Origin of the sequence: Parvibaculum indicum, assembly GCF_011762095.1 — a bacterium.
Classification (GTDB): domain Bacteria; phylum Pseudomonadota; class Alphaproteobacteria; order Parvibaculales; family Parvibaculaceae; genus Parvibaculum; species Parvibaculum indicum.
Genome location: NZ_JAASQO010000001.1, coordinates 364,487 through 381,797, shown reverse-complemented (window position 1 = coordinate 381,797; position 17,311 = coordinate 364,487). Strand labels below are relative to the sequence as shown.

At 61.7% G+C, this 17,311-nt stretch carries 28 protein-coding genes; all 28 read left to right on the top strand.

Annotated features, from left to right (window positions below; genetic code table 11):
• Positions 1-22: 22 nt before the first annotated feature.
• The 28 genes from fusA to FHS78_RS01810 all read left to right on the top strand — a co-directional run bounded on the left by fusA (position 23) and on the right by FHS78_RS01810 (position 17,298).
• On the top strand, positions 23-2,098 hold the full coding sequence (gene fusA, locus FHS78_RS01945) for an elongation factor G (RefSeq protein WP_167089721.1): 2,076 nt from the start codon (positions 23-25) through the stop codon (positions 2,096-2,098).
• Between the two features lie 42 nt (positions 2,099-2,140).
• A complete protein-coding gene (gene tuf / locus FHS78_RS01940; protein WP_167089719.1) occupies positions 2,141-3,331 on the top strand; it encodes an elongation factor Tu in 1,191 nt (396 codons plus the stop codon).
• Between the two features lie 70 nt (positions 3,332-3,401).
• Entirely contained in the window at positions 3,402-3,710 is a 309-nt protein-coding gene (gene rpsJ / locus FHS78_RS01935; protein ID WP_167089717.1) for a 30S ribosomal protein S10, read from the top strand.
• A 37-nt stretch (positions 3,711-3,747) separates the two neighbouring features.
• Positions 3,748-4,542, top strand: a complete 795-nt coding sequence (rplC, locus tag FHS78_RS01930) for a 50S ribosomal protein L3 (RefSeq protein WP_167089715.1) — start codon at positions 3,748-3,750, stop codon at positions 4,540-4,542.
• Entirely contained in the window at positions 4,542-5,162 is a 621-nt protein-coding gene (gene rplD / locus FHS78_RS01925) for a 50S ribosomal protein L4 (RefSeq protein WP_167089713.1), read from the top strand. Before rplC ends, rplD begins: the two co-directional genes overlap by 1 nt.
• The gene (locus FHS78_RS01920) at positions 5,159-5,449 is read left to right on the top strand and encodes a 50S ribosomal protein L23 (RefSeq protein ID WP_167089711.1); all 291 of its coding nucleotides are present in this window, start codon (positions 5,159-5,161) and stop codon (positions 5,447-5,449) included. The genes rplD and FHS78_RS01920 overlap by 4 nt, the downstream gene beginning before the upstream one ends.
• Positions 5,450-5,493: 44 nt before the next feature.
• A complete protein-coding gene (rplB, locus tag FHS78_RS01915) occupies positions 5,494-6,327 on the top strand; it encodes a 50S ribosomal protein L2 (protein WP_167089709.1) in 834 nt (277 codons plus the stop codon).
• An 11-nt stretch (positions 6,328-6,338) separates the two neighbouring features.
• The gene (gene rpsS / locus FHS78_RS01910; protein ID WP_167089707.1) at positions 6,339-6,614 is read left to right on the top strand and encodes a 30S ribosomal protein S19; all 276 of its coding nucleotides are present in this window, start codon (positions 6,339-6,341) and stop codon (positions 6,612-6,614) included.
• Between the two features lie 3 nt (positions 6,615-6,617).
• The gene (rplV, locus tag FHS78_RS01905; protein WP_167089706.1) at positions 6,618-6,998 is read left to right on the top strand and encodes a 50S ribosomal protein L22; all 381 of its coding nucleotides are present in this window, start codon (positions 6,618-6,620) and stop codon (positions 6,996-6,998) included.
• Complete coding sequence (rpsC, locus tag FHS78_RS01900; protein ID WP_167089704.1) at positions 6,998-7,708, top strand: 30S ribosomal protein S3; 711 nt, start codon at positions 6,998-7,000, stop codon at positions 7,706-7,708. Before rplV ends, rpsC begins: the two co-directional genes overlap by 1 nt.
• A gap of 65 nt (positions 7,709-7,773) precedes the next feature.
• The gene (gene rplP, locus FHS78_RS01895) at positions 7,774-8,193 is read left to right on the top strand and encodes a 50S ribosomal protein L16 (protein ID WP_167089702.1); all 420 of its coding nucleotides are present in this window, start codon (positions 7,774-7,776) and stop codon (positions 8,191-8,193) included.
• A 63-nt stretch (positions 8,194-8,256) separates the two neighbouring features.
• Positions 8,257-8,463 (top strand): 50S ribosomal protein L29, encoded by a 207-nt coding sequence (gene rpmC, locus FHS78_RS01890; RefSeq protein ID WP_167089700.1) that lies wholly within the window; start codon positions 8,257-8,259, stop codon positions 8,461-8,463.
• 11 nt (positions 8,464-8,474) lie between these two features.
• On the top strand, positions 8,475-8,711 hold the full coding sequence (rpsQ, locus tag FHS78_RS01885) for a 30S ribosomal protein S17 (protein WP_167089698.1): 237 nt from the start codon (positions 8,475-8,477) through the stop codon (positions 8,709-8,711).
• A 43-nt stretch (positions 8,712-8,754) separates the two neighbouring features.
• Positions 8,755-9,123, top strand: a complete 369-nt coding sequence (gene rplN / locus FHS78_RS01880; protein ID WP_167089696.1) for a 50S ribosomal protein L14 — start codon at positions 8,755-8,757, stop codon at positions 9,121-9,123.
• A complete protein-coding gene (gene rplX, locus FHS78_RS01875) occupies positions 9,123-9,440 on the top strand; it encodes a 50S ribosomal protein L24 (protein ID WP_167089694.1) in 318 nt (105 codons plus the stop codon). Before rplN ends, rplX begins: the two co-directional genes overlap by 1 nt.
• Positions 9,433-9,993 carry a 50S ribosomal protein L5 gene (gene rplE / locus FHS78_RS01870; RefSeq protein ID WP_167089692.1) on the top strand — a complete coding sequence of 187 codons (561 nt, stop codon included), beginning with the start codon at positions 9,433-9,435 and terminating at the stop codon, positions 9,991-9,993. Before rplX ends, rplE begins: the two co-directional genes overlap by 8 nt.
• A 42-nt stretch (positions 9,994-10,035) precedes the next feature.
• Entirely contained in the window at positions 10,036-10,341 is a 306-nt protein-coding gene (gene rpsN / locus FHS78_RS01865) for a 30S ribosomal protein S14 (RefSeq protein ID WP_167089690.1), read from the top strand.
• A 13-nt stretch (positions 10,342-10,354) separates the two neighbouring features.
• Positions 10,355-10,753 (top strand): 30S ribosomal protein S8, encoded by a 399-nt coding sequence (gene rpsH, locus FHS78_RS01860; protein WP_167089688.1) that lies wholly within the window; start codon positions 10,355-10,357, stop codon positions 10,751-10,753.
• 47 nt (positions 10,754-10,800) lie between these two features.
• Positions 10,801-11,334: a 50S ribosomal protein L6 gene (gene rplF / locus FHS78_RS01855; protein WP_167089686.1), complete on the top strand. Its 534-nt coding sequence runs from the start codon at positions 10,801-10,803 to the stop codon at positions 11,332-11,334.
• 12 nt (positions 11,335-11,346) lie between these two features.
• Complete coding sequence (gene rplR, locus FHS78_RS01850; RefSeq protein ID WP_167089684.1) at positions 11,347-11,700, top strand: 50S ribosomal protein L18; 354 nt, start codon at positions 11,347-11,349, stop codon at positions 11,698-11,700.
• A gap of 12 nt (positions 11,701-11,712) precedes the next feature.
• Positions 11,713-12,267, top strand: coding sequence for a 30S ribosomal protein S5 (gene rpsE, locus FHS78_RS01845; RefSeq protein ID WP_167089682.1), 555 nt, complete (start codon positions 11,713-11,715; stop codon positions 12,265-12,267).
• 20 nt (positions 12,268-12,287) lie between these two features.
• Positions 12,288-12,488, top strand: coding sequence for a 50S ribosomal protein L30 (gene rpmD, locus FHS78_RS01840; RefSeq protein WP_167089680.1), 201 nt, complete (start codon positions 12,288-12,290; stop codon positions 12,486-12,488).
• A 31-nt stretch (positions 12,489-12,519) separates the two neighbouring features.
• Complete coding sequence (gene rplO, locus FHS78_RS01835) at positions 12,520-13,002, top strand: 50S ribosomal protein L15 (protein ID WP_167089678.1); 483 nt, start codon at positions 12,520-12,522, stop codon at positions 13,000-13,002.
• Between the two features lie 73 nt (positions 13,003-13,075).
• Positions 13,076-14,407 (top strand): preprotein translocase subunit SecY, encoded by a 1,332-nt coding sequence (gene secY / locus FHS78_RS01830; RefSeq protein WP_167089676.1) that lies wholly within the window; start codon positions 13,076-13,078, stop codon positions 14,405-14,407.
• Positions 14,404-14,976, top strand: a complete 573-nt coding sequence (locus FHS78_RS01825) for an adenylate kinase (protein ID WP_167089674.1) — start codon at positions 14,404-14,406, stop codon at positions 14,974-14,976. Before secY ends, FHS78_RS01825 begins: the two co-directional genes overlap by 4 nt.
• A gap of 336 nt (positions 14,977-15,312) precedes the next feature.
• Positions 15,313-15,681, top strand: coding sequence for a 30S ribosomal protein S13 (rpsM, locus tag FHS78_RS01820; RefSeq protein ID WP_167089672.1), 369 nt, complete (start codon positions 15,313-15,315; stop codon positions 15,679-15,681).
• 57 nt (positions 15,682-15,738) lie between these two features.
• Positions 15,739-16,128 carry a 30S ribosomal protein S11 gene (rpsK, locus tag FHS78_RS01815; RefSeq protein WP_167089670.1) on the top strand — a complete coding sequence of 130 codons (390 nt, stop codon included), beginning with the start codon at positions 15,739-15,741 and terminating at the stop codon, positions 16,126-16,128.
• A 153-nt stretch (positions 16,129-16,281) separates the two neighbouring features.
• On the top strand, positions 16,282-17,298 hold the full coding sequence (locus FHS78_RS01810; protein ID WP_167089668.1) for a DNA-directed RNA polymerase subunit alpha: 1,017 nt from the start codon (positions 16,282-16,284) through the stop codon (positions 17,296-17,298).
• Positions 17,299-17,311: the final 13 nt, after the last annotated feature.

Genomic DNA, 17,311 nt, shown 5'->3' with positions numbered 1-17,311 from the left:
CCAAGTCGCTGAGGCTGCTGCTATGACGCGTACGCATAAAATCGAGGATTATCGGAACTTCGGCATCATGGCCCACATCGATGCGGGCAAGACGACGACGACCGAGCGTATCCTTTTCTACACCGGCCGCAGCCACAAGATCGGCGAAGTGCATGATGGCGCGGCGACGATGGACTGGATGGAGCAGGAGCAGGAGCGTGGCATCACGATCACGTCCGCTGCGACGACCTGTTTCTGGAAAGACAAGCGTCTGAACATCATCGACACGCCCGGCCATGTGGACTTCACCATCGAGGTGGAGCGCAGCCTTCGTGTGCTGGACGGCGCGGTGGCGCTGCTCGACGCCAATGCCGGTGTGGAGCCGCAGACCGAGACCGTGTGGCGCCAGGCCGACAAGTATCACGTGCCGCGTATGTTCTTCGTGAACAAGATGGACAAGACCGGCGCCGACTTCTATCGCTGCGTCGACATGATGAAGACGCGCCTGGGTGCGAAGCCGGTATGCATGCAGCTGCCGATCGGCGCCGAAAGCGACTTCCGCGGCGTGATCGACCTTCTTCACATGAAGGCGATCATCTGGGACGAGGAGGGTCTGGGCGCCGAGTTCCATGAAGAAGACATTCCCGCGGACCTTGCCGACCGGGCGCAGGAATATCGCGATTACCTGATCGAGAATGCCGTCGAGCAGGACGAGGCCGCGATGGAGGCCTATCTCGAGGGCAACGAGCCCGACATCGACACGATCAAGAAGCTGATCCGCAAGGGCACGATCGCGAACGAATTCGTGCCGGTTCTCTGCGGCACGGCGTTCAAGAACAAGGGCGTGCAGCCCCTGCTCGACGCGGTGGTGGACTACCTGCCGAGCCCGATTGAAGTGGCGTCGATCAAGGGTATCGACCCGAAGACGGATGGCGAGATCGTCCGCAAGTCGGGCGACGACGAGCCGCTCTCTCTGCTGGCCTTCAAGATCGCGAACGACCCGTTCGTCGGTTCGCTGACCTTCTGTCGCATTTATTCGGGCGTGCTCGAAAAGGGCGTTTCCCTGCTCAACACGGTCAAGGACAAGCGCGAGCGCGTCGGCCGCATGATGCAGATGCATTCCAACAGCCGTGAAGACATCACGGTGGCCTATGCCGGCGACATCGTCGCCATCGCGGGCCTGAAGGAAACGACCACGGGCGATACGCTTTGCGACCCGCTGAAGCCGGTCATTCTGGAGCGCATGGAATTCCCCGAGCCCGTGATCGAGATCGCGGTCGAGCCGAAATCCAAGGCGGACCAGGAAAAGATGGGCCTGGCGCTTCAGCGTCTCGCCGCCGAGGATCCCTCCTTCCGTGTGAAGTCGGACGAGGAATCCGGTCAGACGATCATCGCCGGCATGGGCGAGCTTCATCTCGACATCATCGTCGATCGCATGAAGCGCGAGTTCAAGGTCGAGGCGAATATCGGTGCGCCGCAGGTGGCGTATCGCGAAACGATCACGCAGCTTGCCGAAATCGACTACACGCATAAGAAGCAGACCGGCGGTTCCGGTCAGTTCGCCCGCGTGAAGCTCGTTTTCGAGCCGACGGAGCAGGGCGAAGGCTTTGTCTTCGAAAGCAAGATCGTCGGCGGTTCGGTGCCGCGCGAATATATTCCGGGTGTTCAGAAGGGCATCGAGAGCGTCAAGGACAGCGGTCCGCTGGCCGGCTTCCCGATGATCGACTTCAAGGCCACTCTGATCGACGGTGCCTATCACGATGTGGACTCCAGCGTGATGGCCTTCGAAATCGCGGCGCGCGCCGCGTTCCGCGAGGCCGCGCCGAAGGCCGGTGTGAAGCTTCTCGAGCCTGTCATGGCCGTCGAGGTGGTGACGCCGGAAGAATATATGGGTGACGTCATCGGCGACCTGAACAGCCGCCGTGGACAGATCCAGGGTACGGAACAGCGGGGCATCGCCCAGGTGATCCACGCGATGGTTCCGCTTGCGAACATGTTCGGTTACGTGGGCACGCTGCGCTCGATGAGCCAGGGTCGTGCGCAGTACACCATGCAGTTCGATCACTACGAGCAGGTGCCGCAGGCGGTGTCCGACGAAGTCCGGGCGAAGCTCGCCTGATCCCGTTAAACGAAGTCAGTTCCAGAAGGATGGAGCGCCGAAATGGCTAAAGAGAAATTTGAGCGCAGCAAGCCGCACTGCAATATCGGAACGGTTGGTCATGTTGACCACGGCAAGACGACGCTGACGGCGGCGATTACGAAGGTTCTGGCCGAGACGGGCGGGGCGACGTTTTCGGCGTATGACGCGATCGACAAGGCGCCTGAAGAGAAGGCGCGCGGGATCACGATTTCGACGTCGCATGTTGAGTACGAGACGGAGAACCGTCACTACGCGCATGTGGACTGCCCCGGCCATGCGGACTATGTGAAGAACATGATCACGGGCGCGGCGCAGATGGACGGCGCGATCCTGGTGGTTTCGGCGGCGGACGGCCCGATGCCGCAGACGCGCGAGCATATCCTTCTTGCGCGCCAGGTCGGCGTGCCGGCGCTTGTGGTGTTCATGAACAAGGTGGACCAGGTCGACGACGAGGAGCTTCTCGAGCTCGTCGAAATGGAAATCCGCGAGCTTCTCTCGGCTTACGAGTTCCCGGGCGACGAAATCCCGATCATCAAGGGCTCCGCGCTTGTGGCGCTTGAGGGCGGCGATCCGAAGATCGGCGCGGAAGCGATCCTGGAGCTGATGCGGGCGGTGGACGAGTACATCCCGCAGCCGGAGCGTCCGGTTGACCAGCCGTTCCTGATGCCGATCGAGGACGTGTTCTCGATCTCGGGCCGCGGCACGGTTGTGACGGGCCGCGTTGAGCGCGGTATCGTGAAGGTCGGCGACGAGCTTGAGATCGTGGGCATCAAGGACACGCAGAAGACGACCTGCACGGGCGTCGAGATGTTCCGCAAGCTTCTGGACCAGGGCGAGGCGGGCGACAATGTGGGCGTTCTGCTTCGCGGTACGAAGCGCGAGGACGTTGAGCGCGGCCAGGTTCTTTGCCAGCCGGGCTCGATCACGCCGCATACGCGCTTCGAGGCTGAAGCCTACATCCTGACGAAGGACGAAGGCGGTCGTCATACGCCGTTCTTCACGAACTATCGTCCGCAGTTCTACTTCCGGACGACGGATGTGACGGGTGTTGTGACGCTTCCGGAAGGGACCGAGATGGTCATGCCGGGCGACAATGTGAAGATGGTGGTGCAGCTGATCGCGCCGATCGCGATGGAAGAGAAGCTGCGCTTCGCCATCCGCGAAGGCGGCCGTACCGTCGGCGCCGGCGTCGTCTCCAAGATCATCGAGTGATGTAAGAAACAGGTGAGGGCGCGCCTCGATGGCGCGCCCCGCCCAAGCCGATTACAGGCAAGGATTGAAGATGCAACAGCAGAAGATCCGCATCAGGCTCAAGGGTTTCGACCACCGTGTGCTGGACGTGTCCACGCGGGAAATCGTGAACACGGCGAAGCGTACGGGCGCCCAGGTTCTGGGTCCTATCCCGCTGCCGACGCGGCTTGAAAAATTTACGGTGCTTCGCGGCCCGCATATCGACAAGAAGAGCCGTGAGCAATTCGAAATTCGGACGCACAAGCGTGTGCTCGACATCGTGGACCCCACGCCCCAGACGGTGGACGCTCTTATGAAGCTCGACCTGGCGGCCGGTGTGGACGTGGAAATCAAGCTCTAAGCAGCTTGTTTTCTGGATCAAGACGAGGAATGGGACCATGCGTTCCGGTGTGATTGTCAAAAAGATGGGCATGACCCGCCTGTTCACCGAAGACGGGCGGCATGTACCAGTGACGGTGCTGAAGCTGGATAACTGCCAGGTTGTCAGCCAGCGGACCGAGGAAAAGAACGGCTACACCGCCGTTCAACTCGGTGCGGGGCTTGCCAAGGCGAAGAACGTGTCCAGATCGCAGCGCGGCCAGTTTGCCGTGGCGAGCGTTGAGCCGAAGCGGGAGATCGTGGAATTCCGCGTGACCCCCGAAAACATGCTCGATGTGGGCGTGGAACTGACGGCGGATCATTTCGTCGCCGGCCAGCTCGTGGATGCTTGCGGCACGTCGATCGGTAAGGGCTTTCAGGGTGCGATGAAGCGGCACAATTTCGGCGGCCTGCGTGCGACGCATGGCGTGTCGATCAGCCACCGCAGCCACGGTTCGACCGGTCAATGCCAGGATCCCGGCAAGGTGTTCAAGGGCAAGAAGATGGCCGGCCACATGGGTGCGCGTCGCGTGACGACGCAGAACCTTGAAGTGGTGCAGACCGACCCCGAGCGCGGCCTCATCATGGTGCGCGGCGCGGTACCGGGCTCCAAGGGTGGCTGGATCATGCTTCGCGACGCCGTGAAGTCCAAGCTTCCCGAAGATGTGCCGATGCCGGGCGGGTTCCGCCGGGCCGGTGAAGAAATTGCGAAGCCTGCCGAGGAAGCCGCGGAAGCGGCCGCCGAAGAGGCTCCCGCCGAGGCGCCGGCTGAAGAGACGAATGGTGCCGAAGGCGCCGACAAGGAAGGTGCGTGATGAAGGCGGACGTAACCACGCTTGATGCCGGCAAGGCAGGCTCCGTCGAGCTTCTCGACGATGTGTTTGCGCTGGAACCCCGCGCGGACATCCTGCATCGTATGGTCAGCTACCAGCTCGCCAAGCGCCAGGCCGGTACGCACAAGACGAAGGGCCGCAGCGAAATCTCGGCCACGGGCAAGAAGTTCGTGCGCCAGAAGGGCTCTGGCGGTGCGCGGCACGGCGACCGTAAGGCGCCGCAGTTCCGCGGTGGCGGCAAGGCGTTCGGCCCGGTCGTGCGCAGCCATGCGATCGACCTGCCCAAGAAGGTTCGCGCCCTTGCGCTGCGCCATGCGCTGTCCAGCAAGGCAAAGAGCGACAACCTCGTCATCCTGGACGAGGCGAAGCTGGCCGAGCCGAAGACCAAGGCGGCAAAGGATGCCCTGGCGAAGCTGGGACTGAGCAATGCGCTGATCATCGACGGCGCGGAGCTCGACACGAATTTCGCCAAGGCCGCGAGCAACATCCCGAATGTGGATGTGCTGCCGGTGCAGGGCATCAATGTGTACGACATTCTGCGGCGCGAGAAGCTCGTGCTGACCAAGGCCGCAGTCGAGAGCCTGGAGGCGCGGTTCAAATGAGCGAGACGCATTACGACATCATCGTGGCGCCGATCATCACCGAAAAGTCGACCTTCGCGGCCGAGAACAACCAGGTGGTTTTCAAGGTCGTCGATACCGCGACGAAGCCCCAGGTGAAGGAAGCGGTCGAAGCTCTCTTCAAGGTGAAGGTGAAGGCGGTCAACACGCTGAACCGGAAGGGCAAGACCAAGCGTTTCCGCGGCATCAAGGGTAAGCAGAGCGACGTCAAGAAGGCGGTCGTGACCCTCGAAGAGGGCCATTCGATCGATATCACGACGGGTCTTTGAGGAACTGGGTCCGCTAGGGCCGCCAAGGTAAGAAGCTTAAAGCTATGGCACTGAAGAAATACAAACCGACAAGCCCGGCGCAACGCGGCCTGGTGATTGTGGACCGGTCGGGTCTTCACAAGGGCAAGCCCGTGAAGACCTTGACGGAAGGCCTGACAAAGTCGGGTGGCCGCAACAACAAGGGCCGCGTGACCACGCGCTTCCGCGGTGGCGGGCACAAGCGCAGCTATCGCCTTGTGGACTTCAAGCGTCGCAAGGCCGATGTCTCCGCGACGGTCGAGCGGCTCGAATACGATCCGAACCGGACCGCGTTCATCGCGCTCATCAAGTATGACGATGGCGAGCTGAGCTACATTCTGGCGCCGCAGCGTCTGCAGACCGGCGACAAGGTGGTTTCGGGCGAGCGCGTCGACGTGAAGCCGGGAAATGCGATGCCGCTGAAGAACATTCCGGTCGGCACCATCATCCACAATGTGGAGATGAAGCCGGGCAAGGGCGGTCAGATCGCACGGTCCGCGGGCGCCTATGTGCAGCTCGTCGGCCGCGACCAGGGATATGCGCTTGTTCGCCTTTCTTCCGGCGAGACGCGCATGGTGTCGGGCGAGTGCATGGCGTCGATCGGCGCGGTGTCCAATCCGGACCACATGAACATCACGATCGCGAAGGCCGGCCGCAAGCGCTGGATGGGCAAGCGCCCGCATGTTCGCGGCGTGGTCATGAACCCGGTCGACCATCCGCATGGCGGTGGTGAAGGGCGTACTTCGGGCGGCCGTCATCCGGTGACGCCGTGGGGCAAGCCGACCAAGGGCAAGCGCACGCGCAAAAACAAGGCGACCGACAAGTACATCGTCCGTAGCCGTCACAAGCGTAAGGGTTAAGGGAACTCATTATGGCTCGTTCAGTCAAAAAAGGCCCCTTCGTCGACGGGTATCTGCTCAAGAAGGCAGAGAAGTCGGGTTCTTCGGGACGCAAGGAAGTCATCAAGACCTGGAGCCGCCGCTCGGTCATCCTGCCGCAGTTCGTCGGCCTGACCTTCGGTGTGCATAACGGCAAGAAGCATGTGCCGGTCCTGGTCACGGAAGACATGGTGGGCCACAAGCTCGGCGAGTTCTCGCCGTCGCGGACCTATTACGGCCACACGGCCGACAAGAAAGCGAAGAGGTAAGCCATGGGCAAACCTGCAGCAAAAAGGCGTCTGCCTGAGAATGAGGCGCAGGCCGTGGGTCGCATGATCCGCATCAGCCCGCAGAAGCTGAACCTCGTCGCGCAGACCATTCGCGGCAAGAAGGTGGAGACGGCGCTCGCCGACCTGACCTTCTCGCGCAAGCGTATCGCGAAGGACGTGAAGAAGATTCTGCAGAGCGCGATCGCGAATGCGGAAAACAACCACGACCTCGATGTCGACGATCTCGTCGTCTCCGAGGCCTATGTTGGCAAGAACCTGGTGATGAAGCGGTGGCATGCCCGCGCGCGTGGTCGCGTCGGCCGCATCGAGAAGCCGTTCAGCCAGCTCACGATCGTCGTTCGCCAAGTCGAGGAGACGGCCTGATGGGTCATAAAGTTAATCCGATCGGTCTGCGGCTGGGTATCAACCGCACCTGGGACTCCCGCTGGTATGCCGGCCGTCACGAATACGGCAAGCTGCTGCACGAGGATCTGAAGATCCGCGAGTTCCTGGAAAAGGAAGTCAAGCAGGCCGGCGTGTCGCGCATCGTGATCGAGCGTCCGCACAAGAAGTGCCGGGTCTCCATCCACACGGCGCGTCCGGGTGTGGTGATCGGCAAGAAGGGCCAGGACATCGAAGTCCTTCGCCGCAAGATCAGCAAGATGACGGGTTCGGAAGTTCATCTGAACATCGTCGAGGTCCGTAAGCCCGAGATCGACGCGACGCTGGTCGCGGACAATATCGCGCAGCAGCTCGAGCGCCGTGTGGCGTTCCGCCGCGCGATGAAGCGGGCGGTGCAGTCGGCTATGCGTCTCGGCGCGGGCGGCATCCGTATCACCTGCTCGGGTCGTCTGGGCGGCGCGGAAATCGCGCGCACGGAATGGTACCGTGAAGGCCGCGTGCCGCTTCACACGCTGCGCGCCGACATCGATTACGGCGTTGCGACGGCGAAGACGGCTTACGGCACATGCGGCGTGAAGGTTTGGATCTACAAGGGCGAAATCCTTGAGCACGATCCGATGGCGTCCGAACGCCGCGCGCTGGAAGGCGATGGCAGCGGCCAGCGTCAGCGCCGCGAGCACCAGAACGGCTAAAAGGGCTTAAGCACAATCGGCGGGACGAAAACATTCCCGCGATCGAGCGATAGAGAGTAACGACGATGCTGCAACCGAAGCGCACAAAGTTCCGCAAGCAACACAAGGGCCGTATCCACGGCGCCGCGAAGGGCGGAACGAATCTGGATTTCGGCGCCTATGGCCTGAAGGCCCAGGAGCCGGCTCGCGTCACCGCGCGCCAGATCGAGGCGGCACGCCGTGCGATCACGCGTCACATGAAGCGCGCGGGCCGTGTGTGGATCCGTATCTTCCCGGACGTTCCGGTTTCGCAGAAGCCGACCGAAGTCCGCATGGGTAAGGGTAAGGGCACGCCGGAATACTGGGCGGCCAAAGTGAAGCCGGGCCGGATCATGTTCGAGATCGACGGTGTTCCGCATGCGATCGCCGAAGAGGCGCTGCGCCTCGGGGCGGCCAAGCTTCCGGTCAAGACGCGCTTTGTCGCGCGTCCCGGCGAGCACGGTTGAGCGTAAGGACGGTTAAGGCAAATTTCCCGCCGTGCGGCGGCGACGAAATGAAAGGGTCGGGCCATGAAGGCCAGTGAAGTGAGAGACATGACGCCGGACCAGCTCGATGACGAGCTGGTGAAGCTGAAGAAGGAACAGTTCAACCTTCGCTTCCAGCAGGCGAGCGGCCAGCTGGAGAAGACTGCGCGCTTCCGTCAGATCCGCCGAGACATTGCGCGGATCAAGACCATGCAGCGGCAGGCCGCGCCGGCTGAACAGAACAAGGGCTGAGGACGAGAACCATGCCGAAGAGAATCCTCCAGGGTGTCGTTGTCAGCGACAAGAACGAAAAGACGGTGACAGTGAATATCGAGCGCCGCTTCAAGGACCCGCTCCTGAAGAAGATCGTGCGCCGCACCAAGAAGTATCACGCTCATGACGAGAGCAATCAGGCGAAGGTCGGCCAGATCGTGAAGATCCAGGAATGCCGCCCGCACTCTCGTAGCAAGCGATGGGAAGTCATTACGGACGAGGCCTGAGCCCCAAGGGTGAGGTTCGGTCCGAGCGAAGGCGGATGAAGTTATGATTCAACAGGAAACAAACCTGGAGGTCGCCGACAACTCTGGTGCGCGTCGCGTGATGTGCATCAAGGTTCTGGGTGGTTCCAAGCGGAAATACGCTTCCGTGGGCGACATCATCGTCGTCAGCGTGAAGGAAGCCATTCCGCGCGGCAAGGTGAAGAAGGGCGATGTGGTCAAGGCCGTGATCGTCCGCACCGCGAAGGATATCCGCCGCGCAGATGGAAGCGTCATCCGTTTCGACCGCAATGCGGCGGTGCTTGTGAACAATCAGGGCGAGCCGATCGGCACCCGTATCTTCGGTCCGGTGACCCGCGAACTTCGCGCGAAGAACCATATGAAGATCGTCTCGCTGGCCCCGGAGGTGCTCTGATGGCCCAGAAGATCAAAAAGGGTGACAAGGTCGTTGTCCTGGCGGGCAAGGACAAGGGTCGGACCGGCGAAGTTCTCGCCGTGCTTCCCAAGGAGTCCCGCGCTCTCGTTCAGGGCGTGAACATGGTGAAGCGCCACGAGAAGCCGTCCCAGGTGTCGGCCGGCGGCATTTCGACCCGCGAGGCGTCCATTCACCTGTCGAATCTCGCCATTGCCGATCCCGCTTCCGGCAAGGCGACGCGAGTTGGTTTCAAGACGCTGGACGACGGCCGCAAGGTTCGTTTCGCCAAGGCGTCGGGAGATGTGATCGATGGCTGAAGCACAGAGCTACGCGCCGCGTCTGCGCGCACAGTATAACGAGGCCATCCGCGGCCAGATGAAAGAGCAGTTCAATTACGCGAACGTGCTTCAGATCCCGCGGATCGACAAGGTCGTGATCAATATGGGCGTCGGCGAGGCCGTTGGCGACTCCAAGAAGATCAAGTCCGCCTTCGAGGACCTTCAGGCGATTACCGGCCAGAAGCCGGTCATCACCAAGGCCAAGACCTCGATCGCCGGCTTCAAGCTTCGCGAAGATATGCCGATCGGCGTGAAGGTTACGCTACGCCGCGACCGCATGTACGAGTTCCTGGACCGCCTGATCACCATCGCGCTGCCGCGCGTGCGTGACTTCCGCGGCCTGAACCCGAAGAGCTTCGACGGGCGCGGCAATTTTGCGATGGGCCTGAAAGAGCACATCGTTTTTCCCGAGATCGAATACGACAAGGTCGATCAGGTCTGGGGCATGGACATCATCGTGTGCACCACGGCGGAGACGAACGACGAAGCGCGCGAGCTGCTTCGGAAGTTCAACTTCCCGTTCACGAAGTAAGTTTCTCACGGTCCGCATGGGGCGGACCCGACGGAGGTAGGAATGGCTAAGAAAAGCGCCATCAACCGGGATCAAAAGCGCCGCAAGCTTGTTGCGCAGTATGCCGAAAAGCGCGCCAAGCTGAAGGCGATGACCAAGGACGAGTCTCTTTCGATGGAAGAGCGTTTCCAGGCGCAGCTCAAGCTCAACGAGCTGCCGCGCAATTCGTCCAAGACGCGGCTTCATAACCGGTGCGAAGTCACCGGTCGTCCCAAGGCGTACTACCGCAAGCTGCGCATGTCGCGTATCGCGCTCCGGGACCTTGCGTCCAAGGGGCAGATTCCCGGCATGGTGAAGTCGAGCTGGTAAGGAGACTACGCGCATGACAATGTCCGATCCTCTTGGCGATATGCTGACCCGGATTCGCAACGCGCAGACGCGCGGCAAGTCCAAGGTGGTGACGCCGGCTTCCAAGCTTCGTGGCTGGGTGCTTGACGTTCTCGCCGATGAAGGCTTTATCCGCGGCTATTCGAAGACCGAATATGCCGACGGCAAGAGCGAGTTCGAGATCGAACTGAAATATACCGAGGGTGAGCCGGTCATCCGGGAGATCGAGCGTGTCTCGACGCCGGGCCGCCGGGTGTACTCTTCGGTGAAGACGATGCCGACGGTCCATAACGGGCTCGGCATTTCGATCCTCTCCACGCCGAAGGGCATCATGTCCGACGCGGCGGCGAGGGAACAGAATGTAGGTGGCGAAGTCCTGTGCCGCGTCTTCTAAGACGCGACAGACCGGCTGCAACGAGTTGACGACAGGAAGCAGAGACCATGTCTCGAATTGGCAAAAGACCCATTGAGGTTCCCAAGGGCGTCGAAGCGAAAATCGACGGCCAGAAGGTGTCGGTGAAGGGCCCCAAGGGGACTCTGGAACTGACGCTGGTTGACGACGTCACAGTGGAGATGGGCGAGAACGGCATCTCCGTGCAGCCGCGCGAAGGCGCGTCGCGTGGCCGTGCCATGTGGGGCCTGAGCCGTACGCTGGTGCAGAACCTGGTGACGGGCGTGACCGAAGGCTTCACCAAGAAGCTCGAGATCAACGGCGTCGGCTACCGCGCAGCGGTGCAGGGCAAGGCGCTCCAGCTCAATCTCGGCTTCAGCCATGACGTGAAGTATCCGATCCCGGACGGCATCGAGATCAAATGCGCGAAGCCGACCGAGATCGAAGTGAGCGGTATCGACAAACAGCGCGTCGGTCAGGTCGCGGCGGAAATCCGCGCCTATCGCGCTCCGGAGCCCTATAAGGGCAAGGGCGTGAAATATGCCGGCGAGTACATCTTCCGCAAGGAAGGCAAGAAGAAGTAATCGGGTGTATCCATGAAGAACATGACCCTTTCCCAGCGGCGCGCAATGCGCAACCGCTCGCGGCTCGCGAAGAACGCGAATGGGCGCCCGAGGCTCTCGGTGTTCCGTTCGTCCAAACATATCTATGCCCAGGTGATCGACGACAAGGAGGGCAAGACGCTTGCCCATGCTTCGTCGCTCGATCCCGATCTCGGCATCAAGGCCGGCGGCAATGTCGGTGCGGCGACCAAGGTCGGCGAACTGCTGGCGAAGCGTGCCAAGGATGCAGGCGTCACCGAGGTGGTGTTCGACCGCGGCGGCTATATCTATCACGGTCGGGTCAAAGCGCTCGCGGACGGTGCGCGCGAGGGCGGACTCAACTTCTAAGGGAATTGACACGTGGCACGTAAAGACAATCGTGAACGGGAAGATCGCGACAGCGAATTCGTGGACAAGCTGGTCCATATCAATCGCGTCGCCAAGGTGGTGAAGGGCGGCCGTCGTTTCGGCTTTGCCGCGCTCGTCGTGGTCGGCGACCAGAAGGGCCGTGTCGGCTTCGGTCACGGCAAGGCGCGCGAAGTGCCGGAAGCGATCCGCAAGGCGACCGAGGCCGCCAAGCGCTCGATGATCCGCGTTCCGCTTCGCGAAGGCCGCACGCTGCATCACGATGTCGATGGCCGTCATGGCGCGGGCCGCGTGGTGCTCCGCGCGGCGCCTCCCGGCACCGGTATCATTGCCGGCGGCCCGATGCGCGCCGTTTTCGAGACGCTGGGTGTGCAGGATGTCGTGGCGAAGTCGCTCGGCACCTCCAATCCCTACAACATGGTTCGCGCGACGTTTGACGCGCTGAAGAACGAGCAGAGCCCGCGCATGGTTGCGGCGCGCCGCGGGAAGAAGGTCAGCGAAATCGTTGGTCGTCGTTCCGATGCCGCCGCCGAGAGCGGCCTCGAGTAAGCGCGGAGAGGTAACGGACAATGGCTGCCAAGAAGTCGGCGAAGACCATCACGGTTCAGCAGGTCGGAAGCCCGATCCGCCGCAAGGCGGACCAGCGAGCCACGCTGGTGGGCCTTGGACTGAACAAGATGAACAAGACGCGGACCCTTGCCGATACGCCGGCGGTTCGCGGCATGATCAATAAGCTGCCCCACCTCGTTCGCATTGTGGACGAAGGCTGATCGGGCTCAAGTGGTTGCAGAGGCAAAGCCAATGAAACTCAATGAAATCGCCGACAATGAAGGCGCCCGCAAGTCGCGCATGCGCGTGGGCCGCGGTATCGGCTCAGGCAAGGGCAAGACCGGCGGTCGCGGCGTGAAGGGTCAGAAGTCCCGCAGCGGCGTGGCGATCAAGGGCTATGAGGGCGGCCAGATGCCGATCCACATGCGCCTGCCCAAGCGTGGCTTCAAGAACCCGTTCCGGCTGGACTACAACACGGTCAATCTCGGCCGTGTGCAGCAGGCCGTCGAGGCGGGCAAGCTTGCCGAGGGTGCGACGGTCGATGCGGCCGCGCTGGTCGAGGCCGGTATCATTCGCCGGGTGAAGGATGGCGTGCGCCTGCTCAACAAGGGCGAGCTCAAAGCCAAGCTCAGCTTCCAGGTCGCGGGCGCGTCGGAAGCGGCCAAGGCCGCGGTCGAGAAGGCCGGCGGTTCGGTGACGGTTGTCGAGCCGAAAGCCAAAGCCGCTGCCGAGTAATCGACAGGGCGTGAGTTAAACGGGATTCGCATTTCTCAAGGGGCGCCAGGCGATCGGCGCAGAGGTGAGTTGAATGGCATCAGCGGCGGAACAACTTGCAGCGAATCTCAATTTCTCCGCCTTTGCGAAGGCGGAAGAGCTGAAAAAGCGCATCTGGTTCACACTGGGTGCGCTCATCGTTTACCGGCTGGGCACCTATATTCCGCTGCCCGGCATCGACCCGGCGGCGCTGGCGCGGGTTTTCAACCAGCAGCAGTCCGGCCTGCTCGGCGTGTTCGACATGTTCGCGGGCGGCGCGGTTGGCCGTATGGCCATTTTCGCGCTGGCGATCATGCCCTACATCTCGGCGTCCATTATCATCCAGCTGATGACGAGCGTTTCGCCCCATCTTGAGCAGCTCAAGAAGGAAGGCGAGCAGGGACGCAAGCAGATCAACCAGTATACGCGCTACGGCACGGTGTTCCTGGCCGCGATCCAGGGCTATGGCATCGCGATCGGCCTTGAAGGCGCGCAGAATGTGGTGATGGATCCGGGACTCTTCTTCCGGGCGACGACGACCATCACGCTTGTGGGCGGTACCGTGTTCCTGATGTGGCTCGGCGAGCAGATCACCTCGCGCGGCGTCGGCAACGGCATTTCGCTCATCATCTTCTCGGGCATCGTGGCGCAGCTGCCTCATGCGATCGTCGGCACGCTGGAACTCGGCCGGGAAGGGGCGCTGTCCACCTTCGTGATCCTGTTCCTCGTCGTCATGATCGTCGCCGTCATCATGGCGATCGTCTTCATGGAGCGCGCGCAGCGAAAGCTGATCGTGCAGTATCCGAAGCGGCAGGTGGGGAACAAGATGTATGGCGGCGACAGCTCGCATCTTCCGCTGAAGCTGAACACGGCCGGCGTGATCCCGCCGATCTTCGCCTCCTCGCTGCTGCTGCTGCCGGTGACGGCCGCCAATTTCAGCGGCGGGCAGGGCCCTGAATGGCTGAACACGATGACGGCGCTGCTGGCGCATGGTCAGCCGCTCTACATGCTGCTTTACGCGGCGGGTATCATGTTCTTCGCCTTTTTCTATACGGCAATCGTCTTCAATCCTCAGGAGACGGCCGACAATCTGAAGAAGTATGGCGGCTTCATTCCCGGCATCCGTCCAGGCACCCGCACGGCGGAATATATCGACTACGTTCTGACGCGGCTCACCCTTGTCGGCGCGATCTATCTCGTGGCCGTCTGCCTGCTGCCGGAAGTGCTGATTTCGCAGTACAAGGTGCCGTTCTATTTCGGCGGTACGTCGCTGCTGATCGTCGTCAGCGTGACCATGGATACGGTTTCGCAGATCCAGAGCCATTTGCTGGCTCACCAGTATGAAGGACTCATCAAGAAGTCGAAACTGAGGGGGCAGCGTCGATGAAACTCATTCTTCTTGGTCCGCCCGGCGCGGGCAAGGGAACCCAGGCAAAGCGGCTGGAAGAGCGATACGGCTTTACCCAGCTTTCCACCGGCGACATGTTGCGCGCCGCGGTGAAGGCCGGGACGGAAGTCGGCAAGAAGGCCGAAGCGCTGATGGAAGCCGGCGAACTCGTGCCCAACGAGGTCGTGGTGGGCATCATTGAGGAACGCATTTCCGAGCCGGATTGCGCCAAGGGCTATATCCTGGACGGTTTCCCGCGCAATGTGGCCCAGGCCGAGGCGCTGGACGCCATGCTGGCCCGTCATGGCACCCAGCTGGATGCGGTCGTGGAACTCAAGGTCGACGATAACGCGCTTCTGGCGCGCATCGAGGGCCGCGCGGCGGAGACCGAAGGCGGTCCGCGCGCCGACGACAATGCGGAGGCGCTGGCCAAGCGCCTCAAGGTCTATCATGAGCAGACGGCGCCGCTTTCCGCCTATTACGCAGGCAAGGGCCAGCTCAAGACCGTGGACGGCATGAAGGATATCGATGAGGTTACCCGCCAGATCGAGGCGGTCCTCGGGGTTTAAGGAAGACCCGGCGGCAAGCCGGTTGGACGTTGAAAAACAAAGAGGAATCTCGCTTAACGCGGTTGACTGGGATGGGGTAAATCCTATAATCCCGGCCTTCGCGACGGCTCCGATGATGTAGATTCCGGTTGGGTCCGAAAAATTGGCGGGTTTCCGCGGTTTTTCCGGAGCTAGACAACCGGTTTTTCGTGCAGGCGCCGTGTAAGCGATTCCAGGTTGCTCTAAGGAAAAGTGCCTCTCTGACAGAAGAGGGCAGTTTTCCGCCAAAAAGAGCGATCTAACCATATGAGTTAGAGCGTTTTCGCGGAAAGCGCTCTGGGTGAGCAGGAGAAAACATTGGCTCGTATCGCTGGCGTCAACATCCCGACCAATAAGCGGGTTGTCATCGCACTGACCTATATCCACGGCATCGGTGATGCCAAGTCGAAAGAGATTTGCGATCAGGTCGGCATCCCGGCCGAGCGTCGCGTCAATGAACTGACAGATGCCGAAGTCATCCAGATTCGCGAAACGATCGACCGCGACTACCTCGTGGAAGGCGATCTTCGCCGCGACGTCGCGATGAACATCAAGCGCCTGATGGATCTTGGCTGCTATCGCGGTCTGCGCCATCGTCGCGGGCTTCCGGTTCGCGGGCAGCGCACGCATACCAATGCGCGCACCCGCAAGGGGCCGGCCAAGGCGATTGCCGGTAAGAAGAAGTAAGGTTTCGAGGTTTTCACCGCGGGTGTTTGCCACGCGGTACAAGAGGTTTAGAGACGCATGGCCAAGGAAAAGGCGCGCGTGAAGCGCAAGGAACGCAAGAATATCTCGTCGGGCGTTGCTCACGTGAATTCGACGTTCAACAACACCATGATCACCATCGCCGACGCGCAGGGGAATGCGATCTCCTGGTCTTCGGCCGGTATGATGGGGTTCAAGGGGAGCCGCAAGTCCACCCCCTTCGCCGCGCAGATGGCTGCCGAGGACGCGGGCAAGAAGGCCCAGGAACATGGCATGAAGACCCTCGAGGTCGAAGTGTGCGGCCCGGGCGCCGGTCGCGAGTCCGCGCTTCGTGCGCTGCAGTCGGTGGGGTTCACCGTGACGTCGATCCGCGACGTGACGCCGATCCCGCATAATGGCTGCCGCCCTCCGAAGCGCCGCCGCGTCTGACACGACCTATCTGACAGAACCCGTTGCATGCCGGCATCGGGTTCGTCACGTCCGCTCGCACGAATGAATGGTGGAGGGGACGTTAAACAGCTCAGATGGCGGGTTAGCCCGCCCGGATGCTCCGGCATCCGTTAACGGCACGAGGTTCAAGACGTGATCCAGAAGAACTGGGAAGAGCTGATCAAGCCGAACAAGCTTGAGATCAATCCGGGCCATGATGCCCAGCGTTTCGCGACCGTTGTCGCCGAGCCGCTCGAGCGCGGTTTCGGCCTGACGCTCGGCAATGCGCTGCGGCGTGTGCTGATGTCGTCGCTGCAGGGCGCGGCGGTGACCGCGGTGCAGATCGACGGTGTGCTGCACGAGTTCTCCTCCATCGCGGGCGTCCGCGAGGATGTGACGGACATCATTCTCAACATCAAGCAGCTGGCGCTCCGCATGCACGCGGAAGGCACCAAGCGCATGACGCTGACCAAGACGGGCCCCGGCGTCGTGACCGCCGCCGACATCACCACGCCGGCGGATATCGAAGTGCTGAACCCGGAGCTGGTGATCTGCACGCTCGACGAAGGCGCCGAGATGCGCATGGAATTCAGCGTGTCGCAGGGCAAGGGCTATGTGGCGTCCGACCGCAACCGTCCCGAAGACGCGCCGATCGGCCTGATCCCGATCGACAGCCTTTACAGCCCGGTGAAGCGCGTTTCCTACAAGGTAGAAAACACGCGCGAAGGCCAGATCCTCGACTATGACAAGCTCACCATGCAGGTCGAGACCAATGGCGCGATTTCGCCGGACGACGCGGTCGCCTATGCCGCGCGCATTCTGCAGGACCAGCTCCAGACCTTCGTGAATTTCGAAGAGCCCGAGCAGAAGCAGGTCGAGGAAGCGCGCCCGGAGCTGGAGTTCAATGCCGCCCTTCTCAAGAAGGTGGACGAGCTGGAACTGTCGGTCCGTTCGGCGAACTGCCTGAAGAACGACAACATCGTCTATATCGGCGACCTCATTCAGAAGACCGAGAGCGAAATGCTCCGCACGCCGAATTTCGGCCGCAAGTCGCTGAACGAGATCAAGGAAGTGCTGGCGCAGATGGGGCTTCATCTCGGTATGGAAGTGCCGAACTGGCCGCCGGAGAATATCGAAGAGCTGGCCAAGCGCTACGAAGACCAGTATTGATTGCCCAATCGGG